Origin of the sequence: Flavobacterium sp. ABG (genome assembly GCF_001027725.1) — a bacterium.
Lineage (GTDB): Bacteria > Bacteroidota > Bacteroidia > Flavobacteriales > Flavobacteriaceae > Flavobacterium > Flavobacterium cupriresistens.
Genome location: NZ_LEKS01000009.1, coordinates 83,730 through 109,299, shown reverse-complemented (window position 1 = coordinate 109,299; position 25,570 = coordinate 83,730). Strand labels below are relative to the sequence as shown.

General features: G+C 34.8%; 18 protein-coding genes. 3 read left to right on the top strand and 15 right to left on the bottom strand.

Translation table 11 applies throughout. The annotated features are described in order from the left end of the window. Nucleotides 1-209 precede the first annotated feature (209 nt). The 4 genes from AB674_RS22830 to AB674_RS11585 all read right to left on the bottom strand — a co-directional run bounded on the left by AB674_RS22830 (nucleotide 210) and on the right by AB674_RS11585 (nucleotide 2,938). Complete coding sequence (locus AB674_RS22830) at nucleotides 210-386, bottom strand: hypothetical protein (RefSeq protein WP_165579373.1); 177 nt, start codon at nucleotides 384-386, stop codon at nucleotides 210-212. Nucleotides 387-858: 472 nt separating this feature from the next. Further along, on the bottom strand, nucleotides 859-1,338 hold the full coding sequence (locus AB674_RS11595) for a hypothetical protein (protein ID WP_047776749.1): 480 nt from the start codon (nucleotides 1,336-1,338) through the stop codon (nucleotides 859-861). 212 nt (nucleotides 1,339-1,550) lie between these two features. Then, nucleotides 1,551-2,096, bottom strand: a complete 546-nt coding sequence (locus AB674_RS11590; RefSeq protein WP_047776748.1) for a hypothetical protein — start codon at nucleotides 2,094-2,096, stop codon at nucleotides 1,551-1,553. 89 nt (nucleotides 2,097-2,185) lie between these two features. Next, nucleotides 2,186-2,938, bottom strand: coding sequence for a LytTR family DNA-binding domain-containing protein (locus AB674_RS11585; protein WP_047776747.1), 753 nt, complete (start codon nucleotides 2,936-2,938; stop codon nucleotides 2,186-2,188). A 380-nt stretch (nucleotides 2,939-3,318) separates the two neighbouring features. Between AB674_RS11585 and AB674_RS11580 the strand changes: the two genes are divergently transcribed. Continuing rightward, nucleotides 3,319-4,611 (top strand): aminopeptidase P family protein, encoded by a 1,293-nt coding sequence (locus AB674_RS11580; RefSeq protein ID WP_047776745.1) that lies wholly within the window; start codon nucleotides 3,319-3,321, stop codon nucleotides 4,609-4,611. A gap of 7 nt (nucleotides 4,612-4,618) precedes the next feature. Next, complete coding sequence (locus AB674_RS11575) at nucleotides 4,619-5,518, top strand: alpha/beta fold hydrolase (RefSeq protein ID WP_047776743.1); 900 nt, start codon at nucleotides 4,619-4,621, stop codon at nucleotides 5,516-5,518. 621 nt (nucleotides 5,519-6,139) lie between these two features. Here AB674_RS11575 and AB674_RS11570 read toward each other — a convergent pair. Further along, nucleotides 6,140-6,658 carry a ferritin gene (locus AB674_RS11570; protein ID WP_047776742.1) on the bottom strand — a complete coding sequence of 173 codons (519 nt, stop codon included), beginning with the start codon at nucleotides 6,656-6,658 and terminating at the stop codon, nucleotides 6,140-6,142. An 88-nt stretch (nucleotides 6,659-6,746) separates the two neighbouring features. Continuing rightward, the gene (locus AB674_RS11565) at nucleotides 6,747-7,103 is read right to left on the bottom strand and encodes a hypothetical protein (RefSeq protein WP_047776739.1); all 357 of its coding nucleotides are present in this window, start codon (nucleotides 7,101-7,103) and stop codon (nucleotides 6,747-6,749) included. A gap of 256 nt (nucleotides 7,104-7,359) precedes the next feature. Between AB674_RS11565 and AB674_RS11560 the strand changes: the two genes are divergently transcribed. Continuing rightward, the gene (locus AB674_RS11560; RefSeq protein ID WP_047776737.1) at nucleotides 7,360-8,133 is read left to right on the top strand and encodes an alpha/beta fold hydrolase; all 774 of its coding nucleotides are present in this window, start codon (nucleotides 7,360-7,362) and stop codon (nucleotides 8,131-8,133) included. A 414-nt stretch (nucleotides 8,134-8,547) separates the two neighbouring features. On the opposite strand, the gene AB674_RS11555 is transcribed toward AB674_RS11560, so the two are convergent. The 9 genes from AB674_RS11555 to AB674_RS11515 all read right to left on the bottom strand — a co-directional run bounded on the left by AB674_RS11555 (nucleotide 8,548) and on the right by AB674_RS11515 (nucleotide 25,152). After that, nucleotides 8,548-11,313 carry a PD-(D/E)XK nuclease family protein gene (locus AB674_RS11555; RefSeq protein ID WP_047776735.1) on the bottom strand — a complete coding sequence of 922 codons (2,766 nt, stop codon included), beginning with the start codon at nucleotides 11,311-11,313 and terminating at the stop codon, nucleotides 8,548-8,550. Nucleotides 11,314-11,377: 64 nt separating this feature from the next. Next, nucleotides 11,378-12,841 (bottom strand): OmpA family protein, encoded by a 1,464-nt coding sequence (locus AB674_RS11550; RefSeq protein ID WP_047776733.1) that lies wholly within the window; start codon nucleotides 12,839-12,841, stop codon nucleotides 11,378-11,380. A gap of 114 nt (nucleotides 12,842-12,955) precedes the next feature. Next, nucleotides 12,956-14,149, bottom strand: coding sequence for a glycine C-acetyltransferase (kbl, locus tag AB674_RS11545; RefSeq protein ID WP_047776731.1), 1,194 nt, complete (start codon nucleotides 14,147-14,149; stop codon nucleotides 12,956-12,958). A 71-nt stretch (nucleotides 14,150-14,220) separates the two neighbouring features. Continuing rightward, complete coding sequence (locus tag AB674_RS11540) at nucleotides 14,221-17,379, bottom strand: UvrD-helicase domain-containing protein (RefSeq protein WP_047776729.1); 3,159 nt, start codon at nucleotides 17,377-17,379, stop codon at nucleotides 14,221-14,223. Between the two features lie 85 nt (nucleotides 17,380-17,464). Continuing rightward, the gene (locus AB674_RS11535; RefSeq protein WP_047776727.1) at nucleotides 17,465-18,061 is read right to left on the bottom strand and encodes a lipoprotein signal peptidase; all 597 of its coding nucleotides are present in this window, start codon (nucleotides 18,059-18,061) and stop codon (nucleotides 17,465-17,467) included. 83 nt (nucleotides 18,062-18,144) lie between these two features. Continuing rightward, a complete protein-coding gene (locus AB674_RS11530) occupies nucleotides 18,145-18,525 on the bottom strand; it encodes a TraR/DksA family transcriptional regulator (RefSeq protein ID WP_035681592.1) in 381 nt (126 codons plus the stop codon). Between the two features lie 7 nt (nucleotides 18,526-18,532). After that, nucleotides 18,533-21,934 (bottom strand): isoleucine--tRNA ligase, encoded by a 3,402-nt coding sequence (gene ileS, locus AB674_RS11525; protein WP_047776723.1) that lies wholly within the window; start codon nucleotides 21,932-21,934, stop codon nucleotides 18,533-18,535. Nucleotides 21,935-22,064: 130 nt separating this feature from the next. After that, on the bottom strand, nucleotides 22,065-22,778 hold the full coding sequence (gene recO, locus AB674_RS11520; protein ID WP_047776852.1) for a DNA repair protein RecO: 714 nt from the start codon (nucleotides 22,776-22,778) through the stop codon (nucleotides 22,065-22,067). 91 nt (nucleotides 22,779-22,869) lie between these two features. Then, the gene (locus tag AB674_RS11515; RefSeq protein ID WP_047776721.1) at nucleotides 22,870-25,152 is read right to left on the bottom strand and encodes a T9SS type A sorting domain-containing protein; all 2,283 of its coding nucleotides are present in this window, start codon (nucleotides 25,150-25,152) and stop codon (nucleotides 22,870-22,872) included. Between the last annotated feature and the right edge of the window lie 418 nt (nucleotides 25,153-25,570).

Below are 25,570 nucleotides of genomic sequence, written 5' to 3'. Positions count from 1 at the left end.
ATTGTGATGATCCCAAAAACAGTAAGTAATAGTCCAAAACTTGAAACTTGAAACCTGAAACTCGAAAAGGGTAAAATATACGGTGTCGTTTGTTCATTTCGAGCGAAGTCGAGAAATCACTCCAGTAATTCGACAAAGAGTAGCGGCTTTTTGTGTAACGTTTCTTGCGCGATTTCTCATTCTTCGAAATAACAAATCATCCAAAATTCTCAGTCTTTATTATGCTGTTCCGTATAATTTTTATTGCCTTTAATTCTTGTATCCTCTGTGTGCATACCGTTTGCCATTCCTAACATGAAGGCGGTCATTACTAAAAGGAGTTTTCGTTTTATCCAATGAAGTGGTCGCTTAGATTGCTCTAAACGTGTTTTATGTTGTTTATACATTTTGCAAATGATAAATGATTAGACATTATGATATCATCTTATGCTCTGAGTAGCATAAATGCTTAAAAAATCTTAAGCGCTGTATAAACTTGTATCGAAATGTCTTGAAGTATTTATTTCATTTACAAAAACGGACTGTTTTATAAATGAATTTATGTTTTGATGAAGATGTGTACATAATCTTAAAAGAACCCGAGTTTGAAAACCAGATGCTTCTTTAATTGGAACAAAATTTAAAAGTATTGGAAACGAAGTTTTTCCAATTGATTTTAGTTGGCTAAATTTGTATAATCGAAGATTTCTAACCGCTAGTTCTTTTCTTAAAATTACATAGGACGATTGATAATAATCCGCAGATTTTGATTGAGAATCTAAAGTACAGTCAGTCGCAATCACAGCAAGAGCCAGAAAGAGATATATGAAGTATTTTAGATGTTTTTTCAATTTATTCTTATGAATTTAGATTTACAAACTATTGTTTAGCAATATTAATTTTTGTTTTTAAAATATCATAGATTTTTTTTGTTTCATTTGAAACTGTTGACCATTCTCCAACAGATTCGTATTCACACATTATTGTTGTATTTCTCTCTCTTAATTTTATCAAAACATATCCAGCATAACATGTCGCCATCTTATCTGTAAAAAATGGCTTAGTTATTAAATGATATGCATACTTCGAAATACTATCCCGCTCAGAAACACTTAGTTTGAATGTTTTTTTTACTATTGTATCTAGTTTATATTTAGACGAGAATCCTTTCCCACTAATCCTTTTATATTTAGTTTCTTCAAAAGAGGCAGTATCTTCCTCTTTATAAATTAAAACTTTCTGGCTTTTCGTATAAATCTCAATAGTCCCCCAATTAATACGCTCGGGCTTTCTTTCATCTTTGGAAAAATTACAGGAGATTAAAGTTAGAAAAGACAGAAGAACAATCGATTTAATCATATTTGATTTTCTTTTAAGCGAAAATACAAATTAAAACAAGAGTTTCAATTTTACTCCGCATCTATTTCACCTCCATCATCCAGATGAAATCTCATTTAATTTAAAAAAACATACTCACGCAGATTTAGCAGATCTTAGCAGAAAAAAAAGTAAGATCTGCTAAATCTGCGTGAAAACAAAACATAAAGATCTTAACTAAAGATTTTCTTTGCTCATTTTTCTTCAATGTTATAAAGCAAAAAACCTAATCCCAAAACAAAAACCACACAACTCAACAACATCCAAACACCATCTTTTAATACAAAAAACGAAAAACCTATTGCGGGCGCAGCAAGAATCACCATTAAAGAACCCGTCCTATTTGTTTTAACAAAATTCAATGCATGTATAGCTAATCCAATAAAAAGCAAAGATGGCCCCACAATCACAAAAGGATAAAGAATAGATGGCGTTGTACTTATCTGGTGACTTAATGCTTCTTTGGCGAGCTCGTTATTCCCGAAACTTGACATGATAAAGTCAATTGTACAAAGACCAACATGAGCAATAACCCCTAACGTAGTCACAACTGTTGCAACCGAATTTATTTTGTTCTTCGGAAACACGTCATTAAACGAGAGCAACAAACAGGCTCCAATTAAATTAAACCAATGCGGAAAATCGATTGGTTCTTGAAAGTTGGGTAAAATCTTAGAAAAGAAAAAATAACTGATAAGAAAAAATAGCAATCCAAGCAGGCAAATGTGTTTTGTTTTCATAATTAAGTTTTAAAATTGATGAGACAAAACTAAAATGAAAAACTTCTGAACATGCCTACAACACTGACTTAGGTACAAAACACATCGTTTTAGGTACGAAATTGTAAGGCCAGTAAAGTTTCTTTATAATTTTTAGAAACCGGGAGTTCAATTTGAGTAAGTACAATCGTATTTTGATCCTTCCAAGATTTAAAATGTGATGGATTTATTAAATGTGAACGATGGATTTGAACCAAAAAAGCAAAATCCTCCTGAACCTTTTTAAGTGAAGAACGAATCAATTTGGAATGAAGTTTAGCATTTTCGATATAAAAAATCTCGACATAATTTTGGGCATTCGAAATACAAACCAAATCAGCCTTCCTGATTTTCAGAATATCCAGCTTATTCTCTCCTTTAATAATTAAAATGTCTTCTTTGATCGGAATCAGTTTAATCAAATATCTTCTGGCAAGGATAAGTACGGGAGTTAGAATTAGCGCAACTTTGAGAAATATTATTGAAAAGAACGCAGTAAAACTATACCCTCCGTTTAAAATTGGACTTTTATAATAGGCAAAAATACCCATAAGATAGATCAGATAAAAAAAGATAATACTTCCTATTTCTAATCCAATATTCCATTTTGCTGATTTCCGGTAAACTATTTTTTGAAGAACAGCGAGAACAGCATAACATAAAAAGGCCAACAAGCTAAAGCCAAAACTTATTAAAAGCCATAATCGAAAATTTAGAGTCCCATCATCAAAAGGTTTTATGATAAAGGCGAAAATAAAAATCCATAAGCCTATAAGTAAACCTACTATTAAATGATATTTTATTTCCGGATTCAATTCTTTCATCTTTCTTAAAGCAATTTACAGCAAACAGAAATTAACTAATTTTCTGCTTGTTTTATAGAGCCAAGATACAAAACACCACAATTGACAAACTATTTTAAACCGTAATTTTCTCTCACAATGCCCAAAAACGGAAATTTCATAACCATATAAGTGATGTAAGTTCATTTAAAAAAAACTTATATTCTCTTATATTACTTATATGGTTTATTTAAAAAAATCGCAAAAACTCACTCTGTTTTAATAGCACCTGCAATCTGCATCAAAAAAGCTTTCACTTTATCATCAATCCAAAGAATAAGAAAACTTTAATAAACCAATTTTGTGCTGCTTCTTCAAAAAGTAGTAATTTTGAAATTCGAAGTACAAAAAACAATACTACTATGAAATATCACCAAATAAACAGCGCTCTTTTTGTAAAAAATCGCAAAAAATTCACGGCAGAAATGAAACCTAATTCTGTTGCCGTTTTTAATTCCAACGACATTTACCCTGTTAGTGCCGATAGTACACTTCCTTTTGCACAACACAGAGATATTTTTTATCTGAGTGGTGTTGATCAGGAAGAAAGTGTTTTACTTTTATTTCCGGATGCTCCTTACGAAAACCAAAAAGAAATCCTTTTCCTTAAAGAAACCAGCGAGCACATCGCTATTTGGGAAGGTGAAAAATTAACCAAAGAACGCGCTTATCAGGTTTCAGGAATCAGAACGGTTTATTGGTTACAGGATTTTCATAAAGTGTTGAACGAAATGATGACGTATGCCGACACCATGTACATTAACACCAACGAACATTATCGTGCAGCTGTTGAAACAGAAACTCGTGAAGCTCGTTTTGTAAAATGGTGGAAAGAAAAATACCCTGCACATCAGGTGGCAAAAAGTAATCCGATTTTACAACGCATTCGTTCGATAAAAGAAAGCGAAGAAATCGATTTGATTCAGCAAGCTTGCGATATTACAGAACTAGGTTTCCGCAGATTGCTTTCGTTTGTAAAACCAAATGTTACAGAATACGAAATCGAAGCCGAATTGATTCACGAATTTGTCCGTAATCGTTCTAAAGGTTTTGCTTACACCCCAATTATCGCTTCAGGTAATAATGCAAATGTGTTGCATTATATCGAAAACAACCAACAATGTAAAGCCGGTGACTTGATTTTATTGGATGTCGCGGCAGAATACGCTAACTATTCAAGTGACTTATCACGTACAATTCCGGTTTCAGGAAAATATACCGACAGACAAAAAGCAGTTTACAATGCTGTTTTGAGAGTCAAAAATGAGGCAACCAAAATGCTTACTCCGGGAACACTTTGGAAACAATATCACATTGAAGTTGGTAAAGTCATGACTTCTGAATTACTTGGTTTAGGTCTGATTGACAAAGCCGATGTTCAAAACGAAAATCCGGACTGGCCAGCGTATAAAAAATACTTCATGCACGGAACTTCTCACCACATGGGACTGGACACACACGATTATGGTTTGCTTCATGAGCCAATGAAAGCCAATATGGTTTTTACGGTTGAACCGGGAATCTACATTCCGGCAGAAGGTTTCGGAATTAGATTGGAAGACAATGTTGTGGTTCAGGAAAAAGGAGAACCTTTCAACTTAATGCGCAATATTCCAATTGAGGCGGATGAAATTGAAAGTTTGATGAACACATAAGCGCAAGATGAAAAGGATTTTTCTATTTACTTTTCTGCTCCTTCTTAGCAAAACTTTCGCTCAAACCGAAGGCTTTGCAAAGAACAATGGCGCCAGTTTAACGTATTACAAAACATTTGGAAAAGGCGAACCGCTTTTGATTATTAATGGTGGTCCCGGAATGAACAGTAATGGCTTTGAAGCTATGGCAAAAACGTTGTCTGAAAATCAGGAAACGATTATTTACGATCAAAGGGGAACCGGAAAATCGAAATTGGTAAAATTGGATGCTACGACCATTTCGATGCAATTAATGGCTGATGATATTGAATCGCTGAGAAAACACCTTAAAATCAAGAAATGGAATATTCTCGGACATTCTTTTGGAGGAATGTTGGCTTCTTATTATGCGACGATCTACCCAAACAGCATTGATAAATTAATTTTATCATCGTCGGGCGGAGTGGATTTGACTTTATTAAAAAGCGCTAACCTTATTGAAGCCGGATTAAATCAAGCTCAAAAAGATTCTTTGAACTACTGGAATGACAAAATCGAAAAAGGAGACACTTCCTATACCGCAAGAATCGGAAGAGGAAGGGCAATGGCTCCCGCTTATGTTTACGACCAGAAATATGCCCCAATCATTGCCGAAAGATTAACACAAGGCAACTCGACAATAAACGGATTATTATGGGCTGACATGCAAAAAATGAATTTTGATTGCAAAACAAAATTGAAAAATTTCAAAAATCCGGTCTTGGTCATTCAGGGAAAAGAAGACATTATCAGCAATGAAATTGGAGAAATTGTAAATAAAACATTCCCCAATTCAAAATTGATTTTACTCGAGCATTCCAAACATTATGGCTGGCTCGATGCCAGAGAAAAGTACTTCCTGGAAATTAATTCCTTTTTAAAATCATAAAAACTACAAACGGCTCTCAGAAATGTGAGCCGTTTCTGTTTTCAAAAAATACTTTTTCTTCAACATAAAGATTAAACGAATCTTTTGGGCTTACTTATTTTTCAATAAATAAAAGTATGCGCAAAAGGAATAAAACCCTAAAGTTGTGGGGAAGTAAAAAATTGAATGCGAGAATTTAATTTGTCAAAGAAAACGTCAAATTCACAAAATACGCGCCCAGTCTGTCATTTCGACGAAGGAGAAATCACACAAGATATTCCGTAAAGAAAAGCACCAATCTTTGTCGATTTGCGAGTGTGATTTCTCGACTTCGCTCGAAATGACAGGATTGGGAGAAATTGTAAATACATAGGGCGCTGCAAAAAAAGTAACACCCTTTTAAATCTTCCATTAATAATCTCCTTCATTGAAAGCAGATAATCAGAGCGTTTAACCTTTTTTAACTTTGCGGCTTTGCTGCTTTACGACTCTGCAAGATTTTTAATTCTTCACTGTCTTTAGGCTTGATCGCAAAAACATTAAACCAATATAAATTTATAGCGCTCTTAGTCGCTTAAAACAAAAAAGCCCTTAATGACATTTTAAATCATTAAGGGCTTTTTATAACTTATAAATTGAAGTTTATCCAATTTTTGAAATCTGCAAATCCAGTTCAAATTTACCGGCTGCGTCATTTTCATTGATTAACTCAAAAAGCTCTAAAGCTCTTCTTGCATTTTTCTCTTCTTCTCTTTGCTCTACAACATACCACATCATAAAGTTTTCTGTAGCATAATCGTTCTCAGCTCTACATTTTGCAATCACTTTGTTTACCGCTTGAGTAACTGCAATTTCATTTTGCAAAGCAATTTCAAATACATTTTTAAAAGAAGCAAACTCCTGTTGAACTTCAGAAACAGTTGGCGTGATTGCGATCCCGCCCATGTCAGTGATGTATTTAAAAACTTTAAGGAAATGCTCTCTTTCTTCCTCCGCTTGCTTATACATATGTGATGCCGTATTCGCAAAACCATTTCTATCCAACCATGCTGCCATAGCTAAATATTTATTAGAAGCATCGCTCTCTATTTTTGATTGTAAGTTTAGTATTTTCTCTATTCCTTCAACTAAGGAAGAACTTGTTCTTAATAAATCTTTCATGACCTTTAATTTTTATACGTGTAAAATTACAAAAATTAAAACCACCAACACTAGACGTCAATAAATATGGATTTATTCTAAGTAAACGTTAGACAAGATCAGCAGTCAAAACACTGCAAAGCATAGAGTGCAGGTTCAACGTAAATTTGGTTCCATTTAATAGTTCTCTAAGTTGTACTATTTCGCAAATGGTAAGATTTCTGGAGAAATTTCTTTTTGTAGTTTCTATTAACTGCGCATCAGACTGATCAGACAAATCATAAAGCATGTTCAGAATATCAACGTTATTGACCTTTCTTTGAAAAATCAAAAAATCCTGAATTTTATAATGAGATACAGTATCTACAAAGTTGATGACTACGCTATTGGTCAAATCACATTGATAACTGTATCCTTTTTCGGTTTCAAATAATATTTTGGTGTTCAAATCACTAAATTCTGCCATTCTTATAAAATATAATAGGGCACAAAATTATATAAATTAAATTAATTTCAAACATAATTAAGACTAATTTAAAATAAGAGAATCTTTCTTTGCGTTAAAATTCACAAAATACACAACGCCTCACTACCAAAACCAACATAAAAAGCTAAAAACATCCCTATTGCTTTTAAAGCATATTAACAAAAATGAAACACAATACTTTTTGAAGTCCATCGATAAAACTCTAATTTTGCACCTCATTCACATCTTCAGAGTCTTGAGAAATCTTCTATACAAAAACACCACTATATCTTATACTGACAACGGACAAGGAAACGCAATTGTATTTCTTCACGGCTTTCTTGAAAACAAAACCATGTGGAAAGATTATGTTTCTTTTTTTACAGATCAATATCGTGTTATTACAATTGATTTGTTAGGGCATGGCCAATCCGATTGTTTGGGGTATATACACGAGATGGAAGAAAATGCACATGTTGTTCAGGAAGTTTTAGCTCATCTAAAAATTGAAAAAGCTACGATACTAGGTCATTCTATGGGAGGTTATGTAGGCTTGGCTTTCGCCGAATTGTATCCCGCTGCTATCAAAAAACTAGTATTAATAAATTCAACTGCCCGAGAAGACAGTCCGGAAAAGAAAACAAACAGAAGCCGTGCTATAAAAGCAGTAAAACAAAATTATATCGCTTTTGTAAGTTTAGCAATCGCCAATTTGTTTAGTGAAAACAACAGAATTAAATTCGCTAAAGAAATTGAACGTGCCAAACTTCATGCTTTAAAAACACCTTTACAAGGAATCATAGCCTCACTGGAAGGAATGAAAATCAGAAAAGACAGAGAGACACTCTTACAAAAAAATCTTTTTCCGGTTCTGTTGGTTTTAGGAAAAAAAGATCCTGTTTTAAATTACGAAGAGACTATTTCTCAAGTTGAAGACACCACCGCAGAATTGGTTTCTTTTGAAGACGGACATATGAGCCCAATTGAAAATAAAGAAGAACTAAAAATAGTACTCTCGCATTTTCTTTAACAATTGAAAAGAACGAAATAAAAAAAGACCATTTCGAAATATCGAAACAGCCTTTTTCTTCTTTTCGTGGGGGCAAAAAGTATAATTTGTAAAATTTCTTTTAAAAATTTCGGCAAAGTTATTCTTTTTCTCCAGTAATCATAACACACTGAATCACTTTTGTTTATAGTTTATAATTTGATTCTTATAAAAACAGCATCTGTAAATAAATTCGGTAAAAACAACATATATTCTTGAAATTATAGAATTTTACTTCATAAAACTCAATTACAAAACTCTTGTTTTCGAGACTATTGCATCCTCAAAAAGCCTTTTATCGCTTTTATAAGAGAAAAACTACTTAGCTGTATTGCAATTTTGTAAATGACTAAAGACCTTTAACAGAATTCTATTTCTTTTTATCGTTCCAAAAAACTAGTTTATTTTCTCTTCAAAAGGAATAGTCACATCAAAAATCTCTTTCAACAACACAACAATCTCTTCTAAATAACTGGCAAGTATTTCTTTTGAAACAGTTGTCGTCAATTCTTTATCTTCTTTAAAACCGAAGGGTAAAAAACCCGACTTCAGGTTTTTAAAGGAAATTATCCCTGCTTCTATCGGAATTTCTTTTGCTTCCGTTTCAAACATAAACGCATAGGCCAACACCTGTATGATTTTATCGTTTTTAAGCTCTTGTGTCAATCCATTCCATGATTTCAGCACCACACTGGCTTTTTCCACTTTTCCTGTCTTATAATCAATGATTCTGATTTTTCCGTTACGCAACTCAATCCTGTCTACATTTCCTTTAATCAAAACCGGAAATGGCAAAGCGGGATGCTCCAGTTGGCGTTCAAATGTTTTTTCTAAAGCAATGATCTGAACTTGGTCTCCATTTGAGATTAAATCCAATTCCATTTTCAGAAAATTCGAAACATTCCGTTTGGCTACCTCAAACGCCAAGAGGTTACGTCCTTTCTTAATCTCCCCTTCCTTATAAACTACTTTGAACTGTTTTAATACTTCATCATCCAACAATTTAAAGCAATTCTTAATGTCAATTTCTGAAATTAATCGCCCGACAAAAGGATCATACAAAGCTTTCAAAGTCTCGTGTATAATAGTTCCAAGTGTATTTAAGGCAATATTTTCTTCTACTTCTTCCACTTCCCTGATCTTTAGAATTTTTTGAAAGTAAAATTCAATCGGATTTCGAATATAACTCGTCAAAGCCGAAGGAGAAAACCCGTTCACCGCAATCTCTTTTAATCGCTCCAAAACGGCCTCTGACTTCGGAACCACCATTGGCGTATTGGCCATCGCAGGCAAAACCGGATTGTAGATATCAAAAGTAAGATTGTGTTTGACTTGTTTTTCTACTTCCAATTGCGTTATAAAACGACTGCGTTCTCCTGCATCTAAACCATCATTCTCTGTGTTGTAAATCAGGTAGATATTTTTAGCCCTTTGCAGTAAATGATAAAAGTGATAGGTATAAATAGCGTCCTTTTCTTTAAAAGTTGGCAATCCTAATTCCTTTTTAACATCGTATGGAATAAATGAGTTCTGAGATTTACCGGCAGGAAATTTACCTTCGTTCATAGAAGTTACAATTACGGTATCAAAATCCAAAACACGACTTTCCAGGACTCCCATAATTTGTAACCCTCTTAAAGGCTCTCCTTCAAACGAGACTTCCGCTACATCAATTACCTGTTTATAAATTGCATACAACGTATCAATGTTGTCAATATGTTTGTGTTTAGCATAATAACTAATCAATTTATTGATCACTTTAAAAATAGCAAAAACAAAGGCTTTTGCTATCTTTTCCTCTTCATTATCATTACTGAAATTCTTTTTTATCACAAGCAAAAGTGTCGATATATTCTCGAGAACAGCAATGGATCCGTTTTCCCACTTTTGAAATAGCAATTTAAAAAGATCGGATACCTTAGGATTCAGTTCAAACAATCTGTTATGGGTAATAAAAGTATAATTGTTCTCTTTTATAATCCTAACCAAATTACCTGCACTTGCGTACGGCTCTACTAGTGGATGCGTTAAAACATCCAGCACATCTTTATAATAAAAAACATAACTCTCTCCTTTTCTGGAAAGTGCATTCGTATGCATTTTAAACAATTTTGCAATCAATATTTGCGAAGGATTATTTCTACTCGAATACCCCATCGTAATATTCAAAGCACCAACAGAAGATGGCAATGCATATAAAACCGGGATCAACAAATTCTCTTCGCCCAAAACAACAGCCACCTTATCTAGAGATGTTGTTGGATTTTCTGCAATTATACGCTCAATAATACTTCCCGTTAATTTAGCCTGGCCAATTGTTTTTGGAGTTCCAATAACCTGAATGTTTTTTGATTGAGAAAAATCATCAACAATCCACTCAAAAGGATTTGCTTTATAGTGTTTCCAGTTTTCTTTAAAACGGCGCACAAAAAGTCCGGCATCGTGGTAAGGATCATTGAGAAAGACTTGGTCTACATCCCAATAAATTCTGGCTTGATCTAAAGCCAAAAGATGTTGCACGATTTTTTCTTCAGCCGCATTTAAAGCATTGAATCCCGCAAAAAGAAAACTGCGTCCTGCAGTTGTATTTGAAAAATGATTTAAATTATGGACTGCTTCGCGGTAAATCAAGCCTTGATATCCAATACTCTTATTGAGCAAATGATTGTACAAAGACTCGTAATACAACGGCAGTAATTTCCAGAAATCAATATAATTTTCTAAAAGTTTGGTTTTGTTCTCTACTTCTATCCCCCATTTTTTAATGTCTTCAATATCGTTCAAATAAGACAAAACATGCGAGGGCTCTAACAGGTAACGATCGATTTCATTAAAATCCTGAAGAAGTGTTTTTGCCCAGTTGGCAAATAATTCGAATGACTGTTGATGTTGCTTTTCTGTAATAGAAAGATACACTTCGTAGAACTCGAAGAGCAATTCGATTGAATCAACAGACCGAATAGCGGCAACATCTTGTACAAAATCCTCAATACTAATTATATCCGGAGAAAGGATCGTATGGGAAGTTTCGTTTTTTAAGGCTTCAATTAAAAAAACCTTTGCTCTTTTATTAGGCAAAATAATAGTCGTCTCTGCCAGTTTATGGGAATAATCCTGAATGATAACGGTTGCTATTTTTTCGAGAAAGGAAGTATTTATCATTTGATAAAAATAAAAAAAGCCATTCAATTAAGAATGGCTTTTAGTATTTATTTTAAACTGTAAATTATAGTTTACCTTGGTATTTAGAACCAATGTGTTTAATTTCAGTTCTTCTGTTTTGAGCTTTTCCTGCAGCAGTTTTGTTACTTGCAACTGGTTGAGAAGATCCAAAACCTTTAGATTCTAAGTTTTCTTTGTTAACTCCTCTTTCAACTAACGCGTTTAATACAGCGTCAGCTCTTTCTTGAGAAAGTTTGTCATTGATTTTAGCAGAACCTGTACTATCTGTGTGTCCTTCAATGCTGAATTTCGCGTTTGGATAGTTTTTAAGGATTTCTTTAATTGCATCTAATCTAGCTGGAGTTTCTTTGTCTCCTGTTTTGAAAGTAGCTTTTCCTGAGTTAAAGTATACCGCTCTAGCTTGAACTTTAAGATCTTCTAAAGCCTCAGTAGTTACTTCTGGACATCCTCTGTTACTAGCAGGACCGTAAACTGTAGGACAATCATCATCTTTATCTGCTACACCATCTTTGTCAGCATCTAAGAAAGGACAACCACCGTTTTCTTTTGGACCAGCAACTGTAGGACATTTGTCATCTTTATCAGCGATTCCGTCTCCATCAGTATCAGGACAACCTTTTAAAGCAGCTAAACCAGCAACATCTGGACAAGCATCATCTTTATCAGCAATTCCGTCTCCGTCTGTATCAGGACATCCGTTTAATGCAGCTAAACCAAAAACATCTGGACAAGCATCACTAGCGTCAACGATTCCGTCTCCGTCAGTATCAGGACATCCGTTGAATTGTTTTAAACCAGCAACATCTGGACAAGCATCGTCTTTGTCATAGATTCCGTCACCGTCAGTATCTTTACCTCCAAATTTGAAAACAAGACCAGCAGTGTGTTGGAAGTGAGATGGAGCATCTGGAGCACCAGAAGCATCTTGTCTATCTCCAGAAACTGACCATTTGTATTTAGTAGCAAGCTCTAAACCAATAGCATCAGTAAACCAGAAAGTAACACCAGCACCTGGGTTAACAGTTCCGTAGCTACTGTCTCCTAAGAAAACATAACCACCACCTACAGTTAACGAAGGATCGATTACTTTAGATTTGATTAATTCCTGGAAGCTATATTTAATAGTAGCATCAATTCCGTAATACATCAAATCACCAGGATTGGAATTAACCATACCTCTTGAATCATGATTAGGATGAGATGGATTAAAAGTAATGTATTTGTCAATTTTGTTTACAGAACCTTGTAAACCAACTGAGAAACCACTACCAACATATTTAGACACTCCGATGTAAGACAAAGAAGGAAGGATATTCCAGTTGTCTTTTACAGCGAATGGCTGAGAAAAGTGTTGGTTGATCCAACCATTACCTCCACCAGCACTAGTCCTAGTGTCAACGGCATTAACTCCAAAAGAGATAGCCCATGGATTGTTACTGTCTTGCGCGTGAGAACTTAAACCCATCACCATCATCACAGCAACTAAAAGTTTGTTAAGATGTTTCATACTTAATTTTTTTTAATTACAATTTAGTTAATTACAAGCAAAAGTAACACCAAATTTTTTAAATACAAAATGAAATGTTAAAAAAAACCTACAAAAATTCGGCCAATGTGGTAATTATATAACTTTTAACATTTTTCCGACAACTTCAAAAGCCTTTATCGCTCTGTCCAAGTGCTCTTTAGTATGGGCTGCCGAAAGTTGCACTCTGATCCTTGCTTTTTCTTTCGGTACAACAGGAAAGAAGAATCCGATTACATAAATCCCTTCTTTCAAAAGTTCATTAGCCATAGTCTGTGACAATTTAGCATCGTACAACATTACCGGCACGATAGCTGAATCCCCATCTATGATATCAAATCCGGCATTTTTCATACCTTCTTTAAAATAATTTGTATTCCACTCTAACTTATCTCTTAGTGAAGTATCTTTTTCTAATAACTCAAAAACCTTAATAGAAGCCCCAACAATAGCCGGTGCAAGTGAATTTGAAAACAAATAAGGTCTTGATCGTTGACGAAGCAATTCAATAATTTCTTTCTTAGCGGTAGTATAACCTCCCATTGCTCCACCTAATGCTTTACCAAGGGTTCCGGTTATAATATCAACTCTTCCCATAACTCCTTTTGCCTCAAGAGTACCTTTACCGGTTGCTCCGATAAATCCTGCTGCATGACATTCATCAACCATAACCATAGCATCGTATTTGTCTGCCAAGTCACAGATTTTATCCAATGGCGCCACAAGACCATCCATAGAGAATACACCGTCAGTAACAATTAGTTTAAAACGAGCTCCGGCTTCATTAGCCTTAATCAACTGTTGTTCTAAATCTTCCATGTTACTATTTTCATAGCGATAACGAGCCGCTTTACACAAACGAACACCATCTATAATAGAAGCATGGTTTAAACTATCTGAAATAATTGCATCATTTTCTCCCAACAACGGCTCAAAAACACCTCCGTTTGCATCAAAAGCCGCTGCATATAAAATAGTATCTTCTGTACCATAAAAATCCGCAATCTTTTTCTCCAATGTTTTATGAATATCCTGCGTACCACATATAAAACGAACAGACGACATTCCAAAACCATGTGTATCCATAGCGTCTTTAGCCGCTTGTACCACTTCTGGATGCGAAGAAAGACCTAAATAATTGTTGGCACAAAAATTCAAAACTTTTTCACCTGTTGAAATTGTAATTTCAGCATCCTGAGCTGAAGTAATTATACGTTCCTTCTTAAAAATTCCATTTTCTTCAATAGTTTGCAACTCACTTTGCAAATGTTCTTTTATTTTTCCGTACATTTTTATTTATTTAATATGTTAAAAATTAACAACTTAACCCTAATTAAGCTATTAACAACTGATTAATTTTATCACAAATTTACCACATCGACAGCTGTTCCTATATACACCAGTGCTTTTTTTAACACTTTATAGCCCAAATCCTCGATTGCATCTTGATATTCCTGAATTTGTCTGGTGTATTTCGCATTAACAGCCCCCGTTTTATAATCTAAAAGATAAGCTTCTTTGCTCTTTGTCAGCACCACACGGTCCGGTTTTAAAATCTTACCCTCCTTCTGAACAATTGTTTGCTCATTCAAAATCTTATCTTTTCCATCAAAGTATATACTCAACTCGGGGTGATTTACAATTTCCTGAAGCGTCAACAATACTTTTTCAGACTGATCAAAAGTTACCAGACCATTCTCCATTGCTTTTACAACTGCCAAATCAATATCTGATTTATCCTTAACAAAAGCTAAGATTTCATGGACTACATTTCCATAGGAGATTGCTTCTTGTTGGTGCGTACCCCACATGAGCGCTTCACGTTGCGCAATTTTTATATTCTTCGGATCTAAGACTTCAGAAATCATTGGAATCGTACGAACTAAATCTGCCTTTTTTGATAAGGGCGAAAGTTTCTTCTTACTTCCAAAATCATATTCTAATTTTTCCGGATCGTAAATCCCTTTATGAATCAGATATTTTATAAAAAACGAAGCCATATTACTTGGGAACTCTCCATCCTTCCGCTCTTTTAAAGACTGCGAAATAACATAAAGTTGTTCCTCAGCACGTGTTAATGCCACATACAAAACGTTGATGTTATCAAGTAATTCTTCTTGTTTTTTCAAATTAAAAACAGCCGAAGCACTTTCACCAAACCCTTCAACAGCACTACTATTGTCAATTAGCGCTTTTGGAACACCCAAATTTTCCTCTTCAGCATCTAACCAAAGCTTGTCTTTTGGTTTTCTGTTATAATCTTCTTCCGCAAACGGCATGATAACAACCGGAAATTCCAATCCTTTCGATTTATGAATAGTCATAATCCGAACGGCATTATTTCCTTCGGGAGACGGAATACTGAATTTCTCTCCATTTTTCTCCCAAAAACTAAGAAAGTCTGCTATTCCGGCCTGATTTCTAATATCCCGTTCTAAAACAATATCGAGAAAAAACTGCACATAGGCATTCCCTTCGGTTGGAAGAACGAATTTTGAAATGATAATTTCAACTGCCTCATACAAGGATTTTTTTCTGATATTCTCGAAAGATAGTGAGACATCAAATGTCAGAAGCCAGTTTTCAAAATCACTTTCAAATTTCTTACTCATTCCCTGAGCAATAAAATCATGAACCGGTATTTCGGTTTCTAAAGTATCCGTTAAAAAATGCAGAAAATTAGCTTTTGCTTCTAAATCAGCGCTATTATTTAAGTATTTCAACAGATGAATTATTAAACGCACTTCTGTTGCATTTTGAATCATCAGTGTTTCTGAAGACAATAGCGGAATATTTTGTTCTGTCAAATAATTGGCAATCGCAATTCCCTGCCCCCTTTTACGGGTCAGAATCACAATGTCTTTATACTCAAAACCTTCCCGAACTACATTCTGAATTGTATTTAAAGTAGCCAAAACATACAAATCTGATTTTTCGACCACTTCTTCTTCATCTGCAAAATCACTTTTTTCAACAACAGGAAGAAAAGAGATATTGACATAGCCTCCTTTTTTGGAATTTGCGTTTTGAAAACTATGATTCTCATACAAATCTTTATAATCCTCGTTCGAAAATTCAGCAGAAATCAACTTAAAAAAAGCATTATTAAAATCGATCACCTCACTATAACTGCGGTAATTGGTATCTAAATGCTCCAGTTTTTGATCTTTATTGCTAAATGGATTTTCTCCTTTACTCAATTCGATAAACTGCTCGGCTTTACCACCTCTCCAGCGATAAATGGATTGTTTGGGATCTCCAACAATCATCAAAGTACCCTTATTTCCTAAATCGTCCTGACCTGCAAGCGCATTATCAATTAAAGGAATCAAGTTTTGCCATTGCATTTCTGAAGTATCCTGGAATTCATCAATAAAAAAATGACGGTACCGTTCTCCCAGACGCTCATAAATAAAGGGCGCGGGTTGATTCTGAATCTCCCGATAAATAATCGCATTAAATTCAGAAATAGATAATATATTTTGTTCGGATTGAATTTTAGCCAATTCATTACTAACGGTATTCAGCAATGATAAAGGCGTAATATTTTTAAGAAAAGCTTTGTAGAAATCTCTTTTCTCGAAGTTTTTATAGATTTTAACCAGCGTTTGAAGCAATTCCGGAATAAGGTTTTCGATTATTGCTTTGTCTTTCGCCGTTTTATTGATGGCAATATCCTCAAACTCATGAAAGGTTTTATTCTTTGGATTAAATTTCCCATCCTTAATACTTTCCAGATGATTTGGAAAAGTTCCTCTTGAAAAAGATTTCAAGTCAATTCCGTTTTTATCAATTAAAACGAGTAATTCGGCAGCAAACCCCGCATTCTCTTTTTCCAGATCGGCACACAAAGCCGACATTCTCTTTTTTATGGCGATAAACTCCTCAATGGACTTATCTTGAAAATGCAGAATTTCATTTCGGTTGTTTTCATTCAAAACCAACCTACCGGTTTCCAGAATTTCACGCGAAACATCCCAACTCTTGTCGTCGTCGGTCTTTTCCATCGTAAAATCAATAAGCAATTTGGTAAGCGTTTCGTCCTGCCCTGCCTGAGCAATAATGGCATCGACAGCTTCTACCAGTAAATTCTCGGTATCCAGAGTAACCTCAAAAGTCATCGGTAAATTCAAATCGTGTGCAAAAGCACGAATTACCTTATGTGTAAATTTATCAATAGTAGAAATATCAAAAGCCGCATAATTATGAATCAGGTGCTTGATGATATTTTGAGATTTTGTTTTGATTCTGATAATAGAAAACCCTGTTTCTCTCGACAAATCCTCCATTAAATCGGATGCTTTATCGGAAGGTATTTCTTTTGTAAACTCAGATAAACTGCCTACAATACGGCTTTTCATTTCATGAACCGCCTTGTTGGTAAAAGTTATAGCCAAAATATTTCGATAGGCATCGTTTTTTGGCGAGGAAAGGATAATCTTCAGGTATTCCTTAACCAAAGTATAGGTCTTTCCCGAACCTGCAGAAGCATCATAAATGGAAAAAGACGGACTTTGCATAAGCTTAGTTTTTGTATGACAAAAATAGCATTTTTAAAGCACTATTAATTTTCGAAACCTAAAAACACTATTCTTCCAAAAGAACTTAGTGTTTAGGAAATGCTCTTTTATTAAAGACCAACAATATTCCAACCCCAGTTGAGATGGCCACATCAGCCACATTAAAAATAGCATTAAAGAACATAAAATGCTTTCCTCCAAAGATTGGCAACCAGGTTGGCAAATTGCCTTCCCAGATTGGAAAATAAAACATATCTACCACCAAACCGTGAAACCATGTGCCGTATGGCGCTGGTGAGAAAAGCGTAGCCAGGTTATGTGAACTGTCATCGAAAATTACACCGTAAAAAACAGAATCCAGGATATTTCCTGCTGCACCGGCAAAAATTAACGCTATTGCTACAACCAAATAATTGGAATGGCGTTTTTTAATTGCATCTGCCAACCAATACCCGATTCCGAATACAGCAAAAATTCTAAAAACAGTCAGAATTAATTTCCCGTATTCACCCGGAATTTTTGTTCCCCATGCCATTCCTTCATTTTCTATGAAATGAATTCTAAACCAATCTGCAATAACAACTTCTTCACCAAGAATAAAATTTGTTTTTACATAAATTTTAGAAAGTTGATCCACAATTAAAACTAAAAATATAAGGAAATACGCTTTTCGTAATGACATTTTATGAAATTTTGATGGCAAAAATAACAATTAAATAAAAAAAACGCTCCTAAAGGAGCGCTAATTTTTAAGTATCTGAGATATTATCTCTGTAAATTCTTGGCTTCGATGCTCATTGTAGCATGAGGAACGATTTTAAGTCTTTCTTTACCGATTAATTTTCCTGTTACTTTACAGATACCGTATGTTTTGTTTTCGACACGGAATAACGCATTTTTCAGATCACGGATAAACTTCTCTTGTCTAATAGCCAACTGAGAGTTTGCTTCTTTAGACATGGTTTCACTTCCTTCTTCAAAAGCTTTGAAAGTAGGAGAAGTATCATCTGTTCCGTTATTCAAGTCGTTCATATAAGCACTTTTGATTAAATCAAGATCTGCTTGTGCTTTTTGTATTTTATTTTGGATTATCTCTTTGAACTCTGCCAAATCGGCGTCAGAGTATCTTGTAATTTCATCTACCATTTTTATATTATTTTGAAATTAATATCGTTGTTTTAATATCATCAAACTCAATTTCTGTGCCGTTTTCTAAAGCGTCAACAAAAACCAAACTATCTGTTAATGTTTCTGATTTAATGTAAGCTTCGTTTTTCAGAATTGCTTCTTCCAAAAGACCACTTCTTTTAAGCTGAACTTTAATCTTGTCTGTAACCTCAAATCCTGAATCTTTACGAATATTCTGGATTCTGTTTACCAATTCCCTCGCAATACCTTCATTCTTCAATTCTTCGGTGATTGTTATATCAAGTGCCACTGTTATTCCGCCTGAATTTGCAACCAACCATCCTTCGATATCTTGTGAGGTTATTTCGACATCTTCTAATGATAAAGTTACGTTATTTCCAGCAATAACAATATCTAACGTCCCTTCCTTGTCTAACTGATTGATCTGATCCGCAGAAAAACCTTGTATTTCCTTAGAAATCAGACCCATATCCTTACCAAAGCGTGGTCCTAAAGCTTTAAAATTAGGTTTAATTTGCTTTACCAAAACACCTGAAGCATCGTCTAAAAGTATGATTTCTTTAACGTTTACTTCGGCTTTTACCAACTCGGAAATAGCTTCAATTTCAGCACGTTGATTATCGTCAAGTACCGGAATCATTACCTTTTGCAAAGGTTGACGTACCTTAATCATTTCCTTTTTACGAAGTGACAACACCAAAGAGGAGATGGTTTGCGCCTTCTGCATTTTGCTTTCTAACGTTTTATTAACAAAGTTTTCGACAAATTTCGGGAACTCAGCCAAGTGAACACTGGCATATTGCTCAGATCCTGTAGAAACTGTCAAATCACGATACAATTTATCCATGAAAAAAGGAGCGATCGGAGCGCTTAGTTTACTTATGGTAAGCAAACAGGTATAAAGTGTCTGATAAGCCGCAATTTTATCGTGTGCATATTCGCCTTTCCAGAAGCGACGACGACACAAACGAACGTACCAGTTACTTAGATTTTCCTGAACGAAGTCAGAAATTGCTCTTGCTGCTTTTGTTGGTTCGTATTCTTCGTAACATTCATCAACAAATTTTATTAACGTATGTAATTCAGACATAATCCACTGGTCAATTTCCGGTCTTTCGTTTAACGGAATTTCGGCTTCAGCGTATTTAAAACCATCAATATTGGCGTATAAACTAAAGAAAGAATACGTATTGTATAACGTACCGAAGAATTTACGGCGAACCTCAGCGATTCCTTCCAAATCAAATTTCAGGTTGTCCCAAGGGTTTGCGTTCGAAATCATGTACCAACGTGTGGCATCAGGTCCGTATTCTTTAATTGTTGTAAAAGGATCTATTGAATTCCCTTTACTTTTTGACATCTTTAGTCCGTTTTTATCTAAAACCAAACCATTTGAAACTACATTTTTGTACGCCACTTTATCAAAAACCAAAGTTCCGATAGCATGTAACGTATAAAACCATCCACGAGTCTGATCTACACCTTCAGCGATAAAATTCGCAGGGAAATCTTTATTCTCGTCGATTTTATCCTTATTTTCAAAAGGATAATGCCATTGTGCATAAGGCATTGCACCAGAATCAAACCAAACATCGATCAAATCGCTTTCTCGTTTCATTGGTTTTCCTGAAGCTGAAACCAACGTAATTTGATCTACTACATTTTTATGTAAATCGATTAAATCATAATTTGCTTCAGACATATTCCCGATTTCGAAATCTTTGAATGGGTTTTCTTTTTGAAAACCGGCTTCAATAGCTTTCTCAATTGCGTTGTATAATTCTTCAACAGAACCAATTAAAACTTCTTCTTTTTTGTCTTCGGTTCTCCAAATTGGCAACGGAATACCCCAATATCTAGAACGAGATAAGTTCCAGTCGTTGGCATTTTTCAACCAATTTCCGAAACGTCCTTCACCGGTAGATTTAGGTTTCCAGTTAATAGTTTCATTCAAATCGAACATTCTATCTTTTACGTCAGTCACCTTGATAAACCAGGAATCTAACGGATAATATAAAAGAGGCTCGTCTGTTCTCCAGCTGTGAGGGTAACTGTGAACATATTTTTCTACTTTAAAAGCTTTATTTTCTTCTTTTAAACGAATAGCGATTTCAACATCTACAGAACGCTCAGGAGCTTGTCCGGCGTCATAATATTCGTTTTTAACATATTTACCGGCAAACTCACCCATGTGCGAAGTGAATTTCCCTTGCAAATCTACTAATGGAACTGCTGTACCACTTTCGTCCAAAACCAACATTGGCGGAACTTCCGGTTTTGCTTCTTTTGCTACTTTAGCATCGTCTGCACCAAAAGTTGGAGCAGTATGTACGATTCCGGTTCCGTCTTCTGTAGTCACGAAATCACCAGAAATTACTCTAAATGCATTTTCTGCATTTTGATAAGGTAATGTGTACGGCAATAATTGTTCGTAACGAATCTCTACTAAATCGGCACCTTTAGCTTCTGTTAGTATAGTATACGGGATATTTTTATCTCCGGATTTGAAATTTGCAAAATCAGCTTCCTCTGTACTGGCAAAAAATCCTTTTCCGAATTGTTTTCCAACCAGATTCTTTGCTAAAACAACATTTATTGGCTCGAAAGTATATTGATTGAAGGTTTTCACCAAAACATAATCAATTTTTGGTCCAACTGTCAATGCTGTGTTTGATGGCAAAGTCCAAGGAGTAGTTGTCCATGCTAAAATATGAACGTCTCCAAATCCTTGTAAAAATGAAGGCAATGTTTCCGGTAGTGTTTTAAACTGTGCTACAATCGTAGTATCGGTAACATCACGGTAAGCTCCAGGCTGATTTACCTCGTGAGAAGACAATCCAGTTCCTGCTTTTGGAGAATAAGGCTGAATAGTATAGCCTTTGTACAACAAACCTTTATCGTAGATTTGTTTCAAAAGCCACCAAACAGACTCCATATATTTGGGTTTGTAAGTCACATATGGATCTTCCATATCTACCCAGTAGCCCATTTTTTCGGTTAGGTCATTCCATACATCGGTATAACGCATTACGGTTTTTTTACACGCTTCGTTATATTCTTCAATAGAAATGGTTTTACCAATATCTTCTTTTGTGATTCCTAGTTCTTTCTCGGTACCTAATTCTACAGGCAATCCGTGCGTATCCCAACCGGCTTTTCTTTTTACCTGAAAACCTTTTTGAGTTTTATATCTGCAAAAAATATCTTTAATAGCACGTGCCATCACGTGGTGAATTCCCGGTAAACCATTAGCTGAAGGAGGTCCTTCAAAAAACACATAAGGTTCAGCACCTTCACGTGTAGTTACACTCTTTTCAAATATATTTTCTTTCTTCCAAAAATCAAATACTTCTGATGCCACTGTAGGCAAGTCAAGTCCTTTGTATTCAGTAAATTTTGTACTCATTTTATCCTTTTCTTAAACGAGGTGCGAAAGTAAGGAATTTTGAGGAATATAGATAAAAGATGACAGAAAAAAGAATGAAGTCACGGAATTTCTAATAAATTCAACAAAAAAGATCGTCTGTTTCGAAAATTTAAGAGAAAACTTCTTTTAAAACCTCTAAAGATTTCGGATTTTTAAATCCATCTAAGTGAAAACGGTAGTAATCAATGAGAATTTTAAGGAGTATTTGTCTTTCAGCAACATTAAAAACTTTCTGATCGTTATCAAATTTTAAATCAATCAGTTTTTTAAACAAATCACTTTCGTGTTCCGTCAGCGAACCCAGACCATGAAAATGGGTAAAAATTCCATCGTACATTTCAAAATAGGGCAAATTCATTTCTGAAACATCGGGATAAAATCCTAAATATTTGGTCGTTTCAAGCAGTAGCGTCAAGTGAAAATTAGAAATCTCATCGTGCTGATCCAACCAGGTTAAAGCGGTCTCTAAAAACAAAAAAAGCGATTCGTTTTTCTCTTCTTCCTGAATGGAATAATGGAGCATCTCCGACAAAAACATCACCATTGTACTTTTTACAATATCGGTATGAATGCTTTGAAAAGGAACTGCTGTTTTTATTTCCTTGAAATTCTCTAAAGTACCTTTGTTTTTATGAACTGCTTCAATTTCCAAAATAGACAAAGGCTGAAAATATGCAATTTTCTGACTGCCTTTACGCCCCGAAAAAGCATCGCGTACAAAATAAGATTTCAAGCCATTTGAAAGCGTAAAACATTTTACAATCAAACTTTTCTCTTGAAACTTTAAGGCCGAAATTACTATTGCTTTGGTTTTTACTTGCACTTTTGTCTCCTTTTTGTTCTTGTCGAGGGGTTGTTTCAAGTTACAGGTTTCACGTTAAACTTGAAACGTTAAACCTGAAACTTAAAATAATTTACCGAATAATCATCACCTTCTTAACTTTAGTCTCTTCACCGTCCTGAGCCGAAATAAAAACCATATACACACCTGAAGCTACTTTATATCTCCCAAAAGCGGTTGTATCCCATTCGATTGTACCGCCTTCTGAGGTTGTTTCATAGACCAGATTGCCCTCTATATCGGTTATTTTAATATTGGCTTTATCGATTAATCCAGCTATTTTTACAGTTCCGGAATAATTTGGTCTAACGGGATTTGGATATACGAACACATTATTCAGATTTTCATTGGCACCGGTTGCTATTCCTTTAAAAGAAACCATCCCTTTATTAGTTGCTATAAAAACCTCACCCGTTGCACTGTTAATTTTTATATCATTAATCGTATTACTCGGCAGAGGTGAATTATTTACCGTAAAATGATATTTTGTTTCCTGACCATTTGGAGATACCATAAAAACCCCGGAATCCAGAGTTCCAATCCATTTATTATTTGCACCGTCTACGACAATGGTAGTTACAAATTGTTCGTACAATAATTCCTGAGCCAAATTATCGTCGATGATAATAATTGCATTTGCTTTTAGCTGACTATCGGATTGAAAATTACTTACGTTCGACAAAACCCGCAATCCTTTTGTAGTACCTATCCAAAGCTGTCCTTTAGTATCGACCGCTACCGCTCTAACGTCTGCTGCCGGCAGGTTTCCTGAATCCTCTCCGGTTGTTATTTTCTTAAATGTATTTGTCTTTTCATTAAAAGCAACTACTCCTTCTCTATTAGTCCCCATCCACTTGGTACCGTTTTTATCAATAACGATATTCCCGTAACTTGTACCGTTAATATCGGTAATGATTGAACTCATCGAATAACTCTGCCATTGACCGTCTGTTTTCAGAACTTTCAAACCATTTTTAACCAAACTGTTGGTTATCCATAAATTCCCTGATTTATCAAAAGCGTTTCCATTTATACGAACGTCTATGTAGTTAGGCCCTAAAAAAGTCAATGTTTCCAGACCGCTGTTTTTTTCATTATAGAGCGTAGTTGGCACATCATTATCAATCTTTAACAATCCTGAAAAAAAAGAACTGACATAGGCTTGTTTTTCATTGTTTGGATTAACGATAACCCGTGTCATTGATTTTGCATCAAAAACACTCTCGTAAGAAATATTCAACCAACCGGAAGCATTGTATCTACTAACACCATAACTATCCAAGGGATACGGATCGTAAGATAAGTTATAATCACCATAAACAGTCCAAAGCACACTTGTGGCTACATCCATTGAAAAGATATTATTCCGCACAGGCCCACTTGGGGTATTATTCTCAAAGACCGAAACTCCGGAAAGTGTCGAAGAAAACAAACCGTTCGCTTTGGTACCGATATTAATTACATCTCCCACCGCAGTAGTACAAGTAAAACTCAATTTATCATTCAAAACCTGCGTATTGCTAATTTGACGATTCAACACCATTTGATTATTATAGACATAAACCGTATTAGGCGTTGTAATAAACAAATTATGATTTTTGGAACGAATGTCTGTAGCAGGCTGAGAAAGTTGAAAAAATCCAACAAATGTATTGGAGTTATAGCGATGCAAATATCCCACACCATTAACCGCCACAAGCTCTGTATCAAAAGCTTCAACACCGGACCAATCTCCCATATTTACTGTACTCCACTGACTAAAATCAATAAGATTAGGATTCGTAATTTCTGCTTTTCTAATTCCACTGGAAGTTGCAGCAAAAATAGACCCGTTAAAAAAAGCCGTTTGTTTTATGCTTATTTGTGCTCCATTGTCTCCTATAAAATAAGTATCTCCAAATTGAGCGGTTTTCAGATTAAACTGAACAATTCCAAAATCACAGGAAATATAAACCAACCCATTATGCTCCATAAAATGATTGATTTTCTTTAAATTCGAAGGTAACTGTTTGTTGATAATGTCTACTTTTTTCACAATACCTCCATCAGCTTCATTGACAAGAATAAGCAAGCCATTCTCATAACCGACTAAAGTTTTTTTGGCACTTTCACTATAATATAAGGCAGAAATAGTTTGGCCGGACAAGCCATCAACAGTAGTCGTTGTTTTAATTATATTCGTAGTCGAATTTTTAGAAAACAATGCATTTTCTGAGGCAGCAAAAACAGTTGTTGGACTTTCTGAAATATCCTTTATTTCGTTAAACGAAAAATATCCCTGCCAAGACAAGGTGTTTTGCCCAAAACTCAATTGCATCAGCAACAAAAACAAAACACATAAAAACCTTTTTTTCATTATTAGATCGCTATAGAGAGACAAATATACTACAAACGAAAGTATTTGATTTTTGTTCTCTTCATAAATAATTCAGATAGCTATTTTCATGAATTGGGGCTAATTGTTTTTTTTGCCACTAATTTTTCCGAATTACTTTTTGTCATTTCCTGCAAGGTCTTTTTACCACGAATTTCACGAATTAGCTCGAATTATTTTTTTGCCACAGATTAAAAAGATTTATACTGATTATCTAATCATTTTGATCTTTTTTCTAGCAGATTTACTTTGTCTGTTTGCTATCGCTCGCGTTGTAGATTTTAGAAAAAGTACTAATCCAAAAATCAGCGTACCATTTCATTTACCTATTTCCATTTGAATGACATGCTGTAAAAGTTAGCCACTCTTTTTCAAAGTCTAAAAACGTATTGCATTGCAA

What these genes read in the sequence shown, in the direction of transcription:
- AB674_RS22830 (WP_165579373.1), bottom strand. Translation starts at nt 386, where the DNA reads ATGTATAAACAACATAAAACACGTTTAGAGCAATCTAAGCGACCACTT.
- AB674_RS11595 (WP_047776749.1), bottom strand. Translation starts at nt 1,338, where the DNA reads ATGATTAAATCGATTGTTCTTCTGTCTTTTCTAACTTTAATCTCCTGT.
- AB674_RS11590 (WP_047776748.1), bottom strand. Translation starts at nt 2,096, where the DNA reads ATGAAAACAAAACACATTTGCCTGCTTGGATTGCTATTTTTTCTTATC.
- AB674_RS11585 (WP_047776747.1), bottom strand. Translation starts at nt 2,938, where the DNA reads ATGAAAGAATTGAATCCGGAAATAAAATATCATTTAATAGTAGGTTTA.
- AB674_RS11580 (WP_047776745.1), top strand. Translation starts at nt 3,319, where the DNA reads ATGAAATATCACCAAATAAACAGCGCTCTTTTTGTAAAAAATCGCAAA.
- AB674_RS11575 (WP_047776743.1), top strand. Translation starts at nt 4,619, where the DNA reads ATGAAAAGGATTTTTCTATTTACTTTTCTGCTCCTTCTTAGCAAAACT.
- AB674_RS11570 (WP_047776742.1), bottom strand. Translation starts at nt 6,658, where the DNA reads ATGAAAGATTTATTAAGAACAAGTTCTTCCTTAGTTGAAGGAATAGAG.
- AB674_RS11565 (WP_047776739.1), bottom strand. Translation starts at nt 7,103, where the DNA reads ATGGCAGAATTTAGTGATTTGAACACCAAAATATTATTTGAAACCGAA.
- AB674_RS11555 (WP_047776735.1), bottom strand. Translation starts at nt 11,313, where the DNA reads ATGATAAATACTTCCTTTCTCGAAAAAATAGCAACCGTTATCATTCAG.
- AB674_RS11550 (WP_047776733.1), bottom strand. Translation starts at nt 12,841, where the DNA reads ATGAAACATCTTAACAAACTTTTAGTTGCTGTGATGATGGTGATGGGT.
- kbl (WP_047776731.1), bottom strand. Translation starts at nt 14,149, where the DNA reads ATGTACGGAAAAATAAAAGAACATTTGCAAAGTGAGTTGCAAACTATT.
- AB674_RS11540 (WP_047776729.1), bottom strand. Translation starts at nt 17,379, where the DNA reads ATGCAAAGTCCGTCTTTTTCCATTTATGATGCTTCTGCAGGTTCGGGA.
- AB674_RS11535 (WP_047776727.1), bottom strand. Translation starts at nt 18,061, where the DNA reads ATGTCATTACGAAAAGCGTATTTCCTTATATTTTTAGTTTTAATTGTG.
- AB674_RS11530 (WP_035681592.1), bottom strand. Translation starts at nt 18,525, where the DNA reads ATGGTAGATGAAATTACAAGATACTCTGACGCCGATTTGGCAGAGTTC.
- ileS (WP_047776723.1), bottom strand. Translation starts at nt 21,934, where the DNA reads ATGAGTACAAAATTTACTGAATACAAAGGACTTGACTTGCCTACAGTG.
- AB674_RS11515 (WP_047776721.1), bottom strand. Translation starts at nt 25,152, where the DNA reads ATGAAAAAAAGGTTTTTATGTGTTTTGTTTTTGTTGCTGATGCAATTG.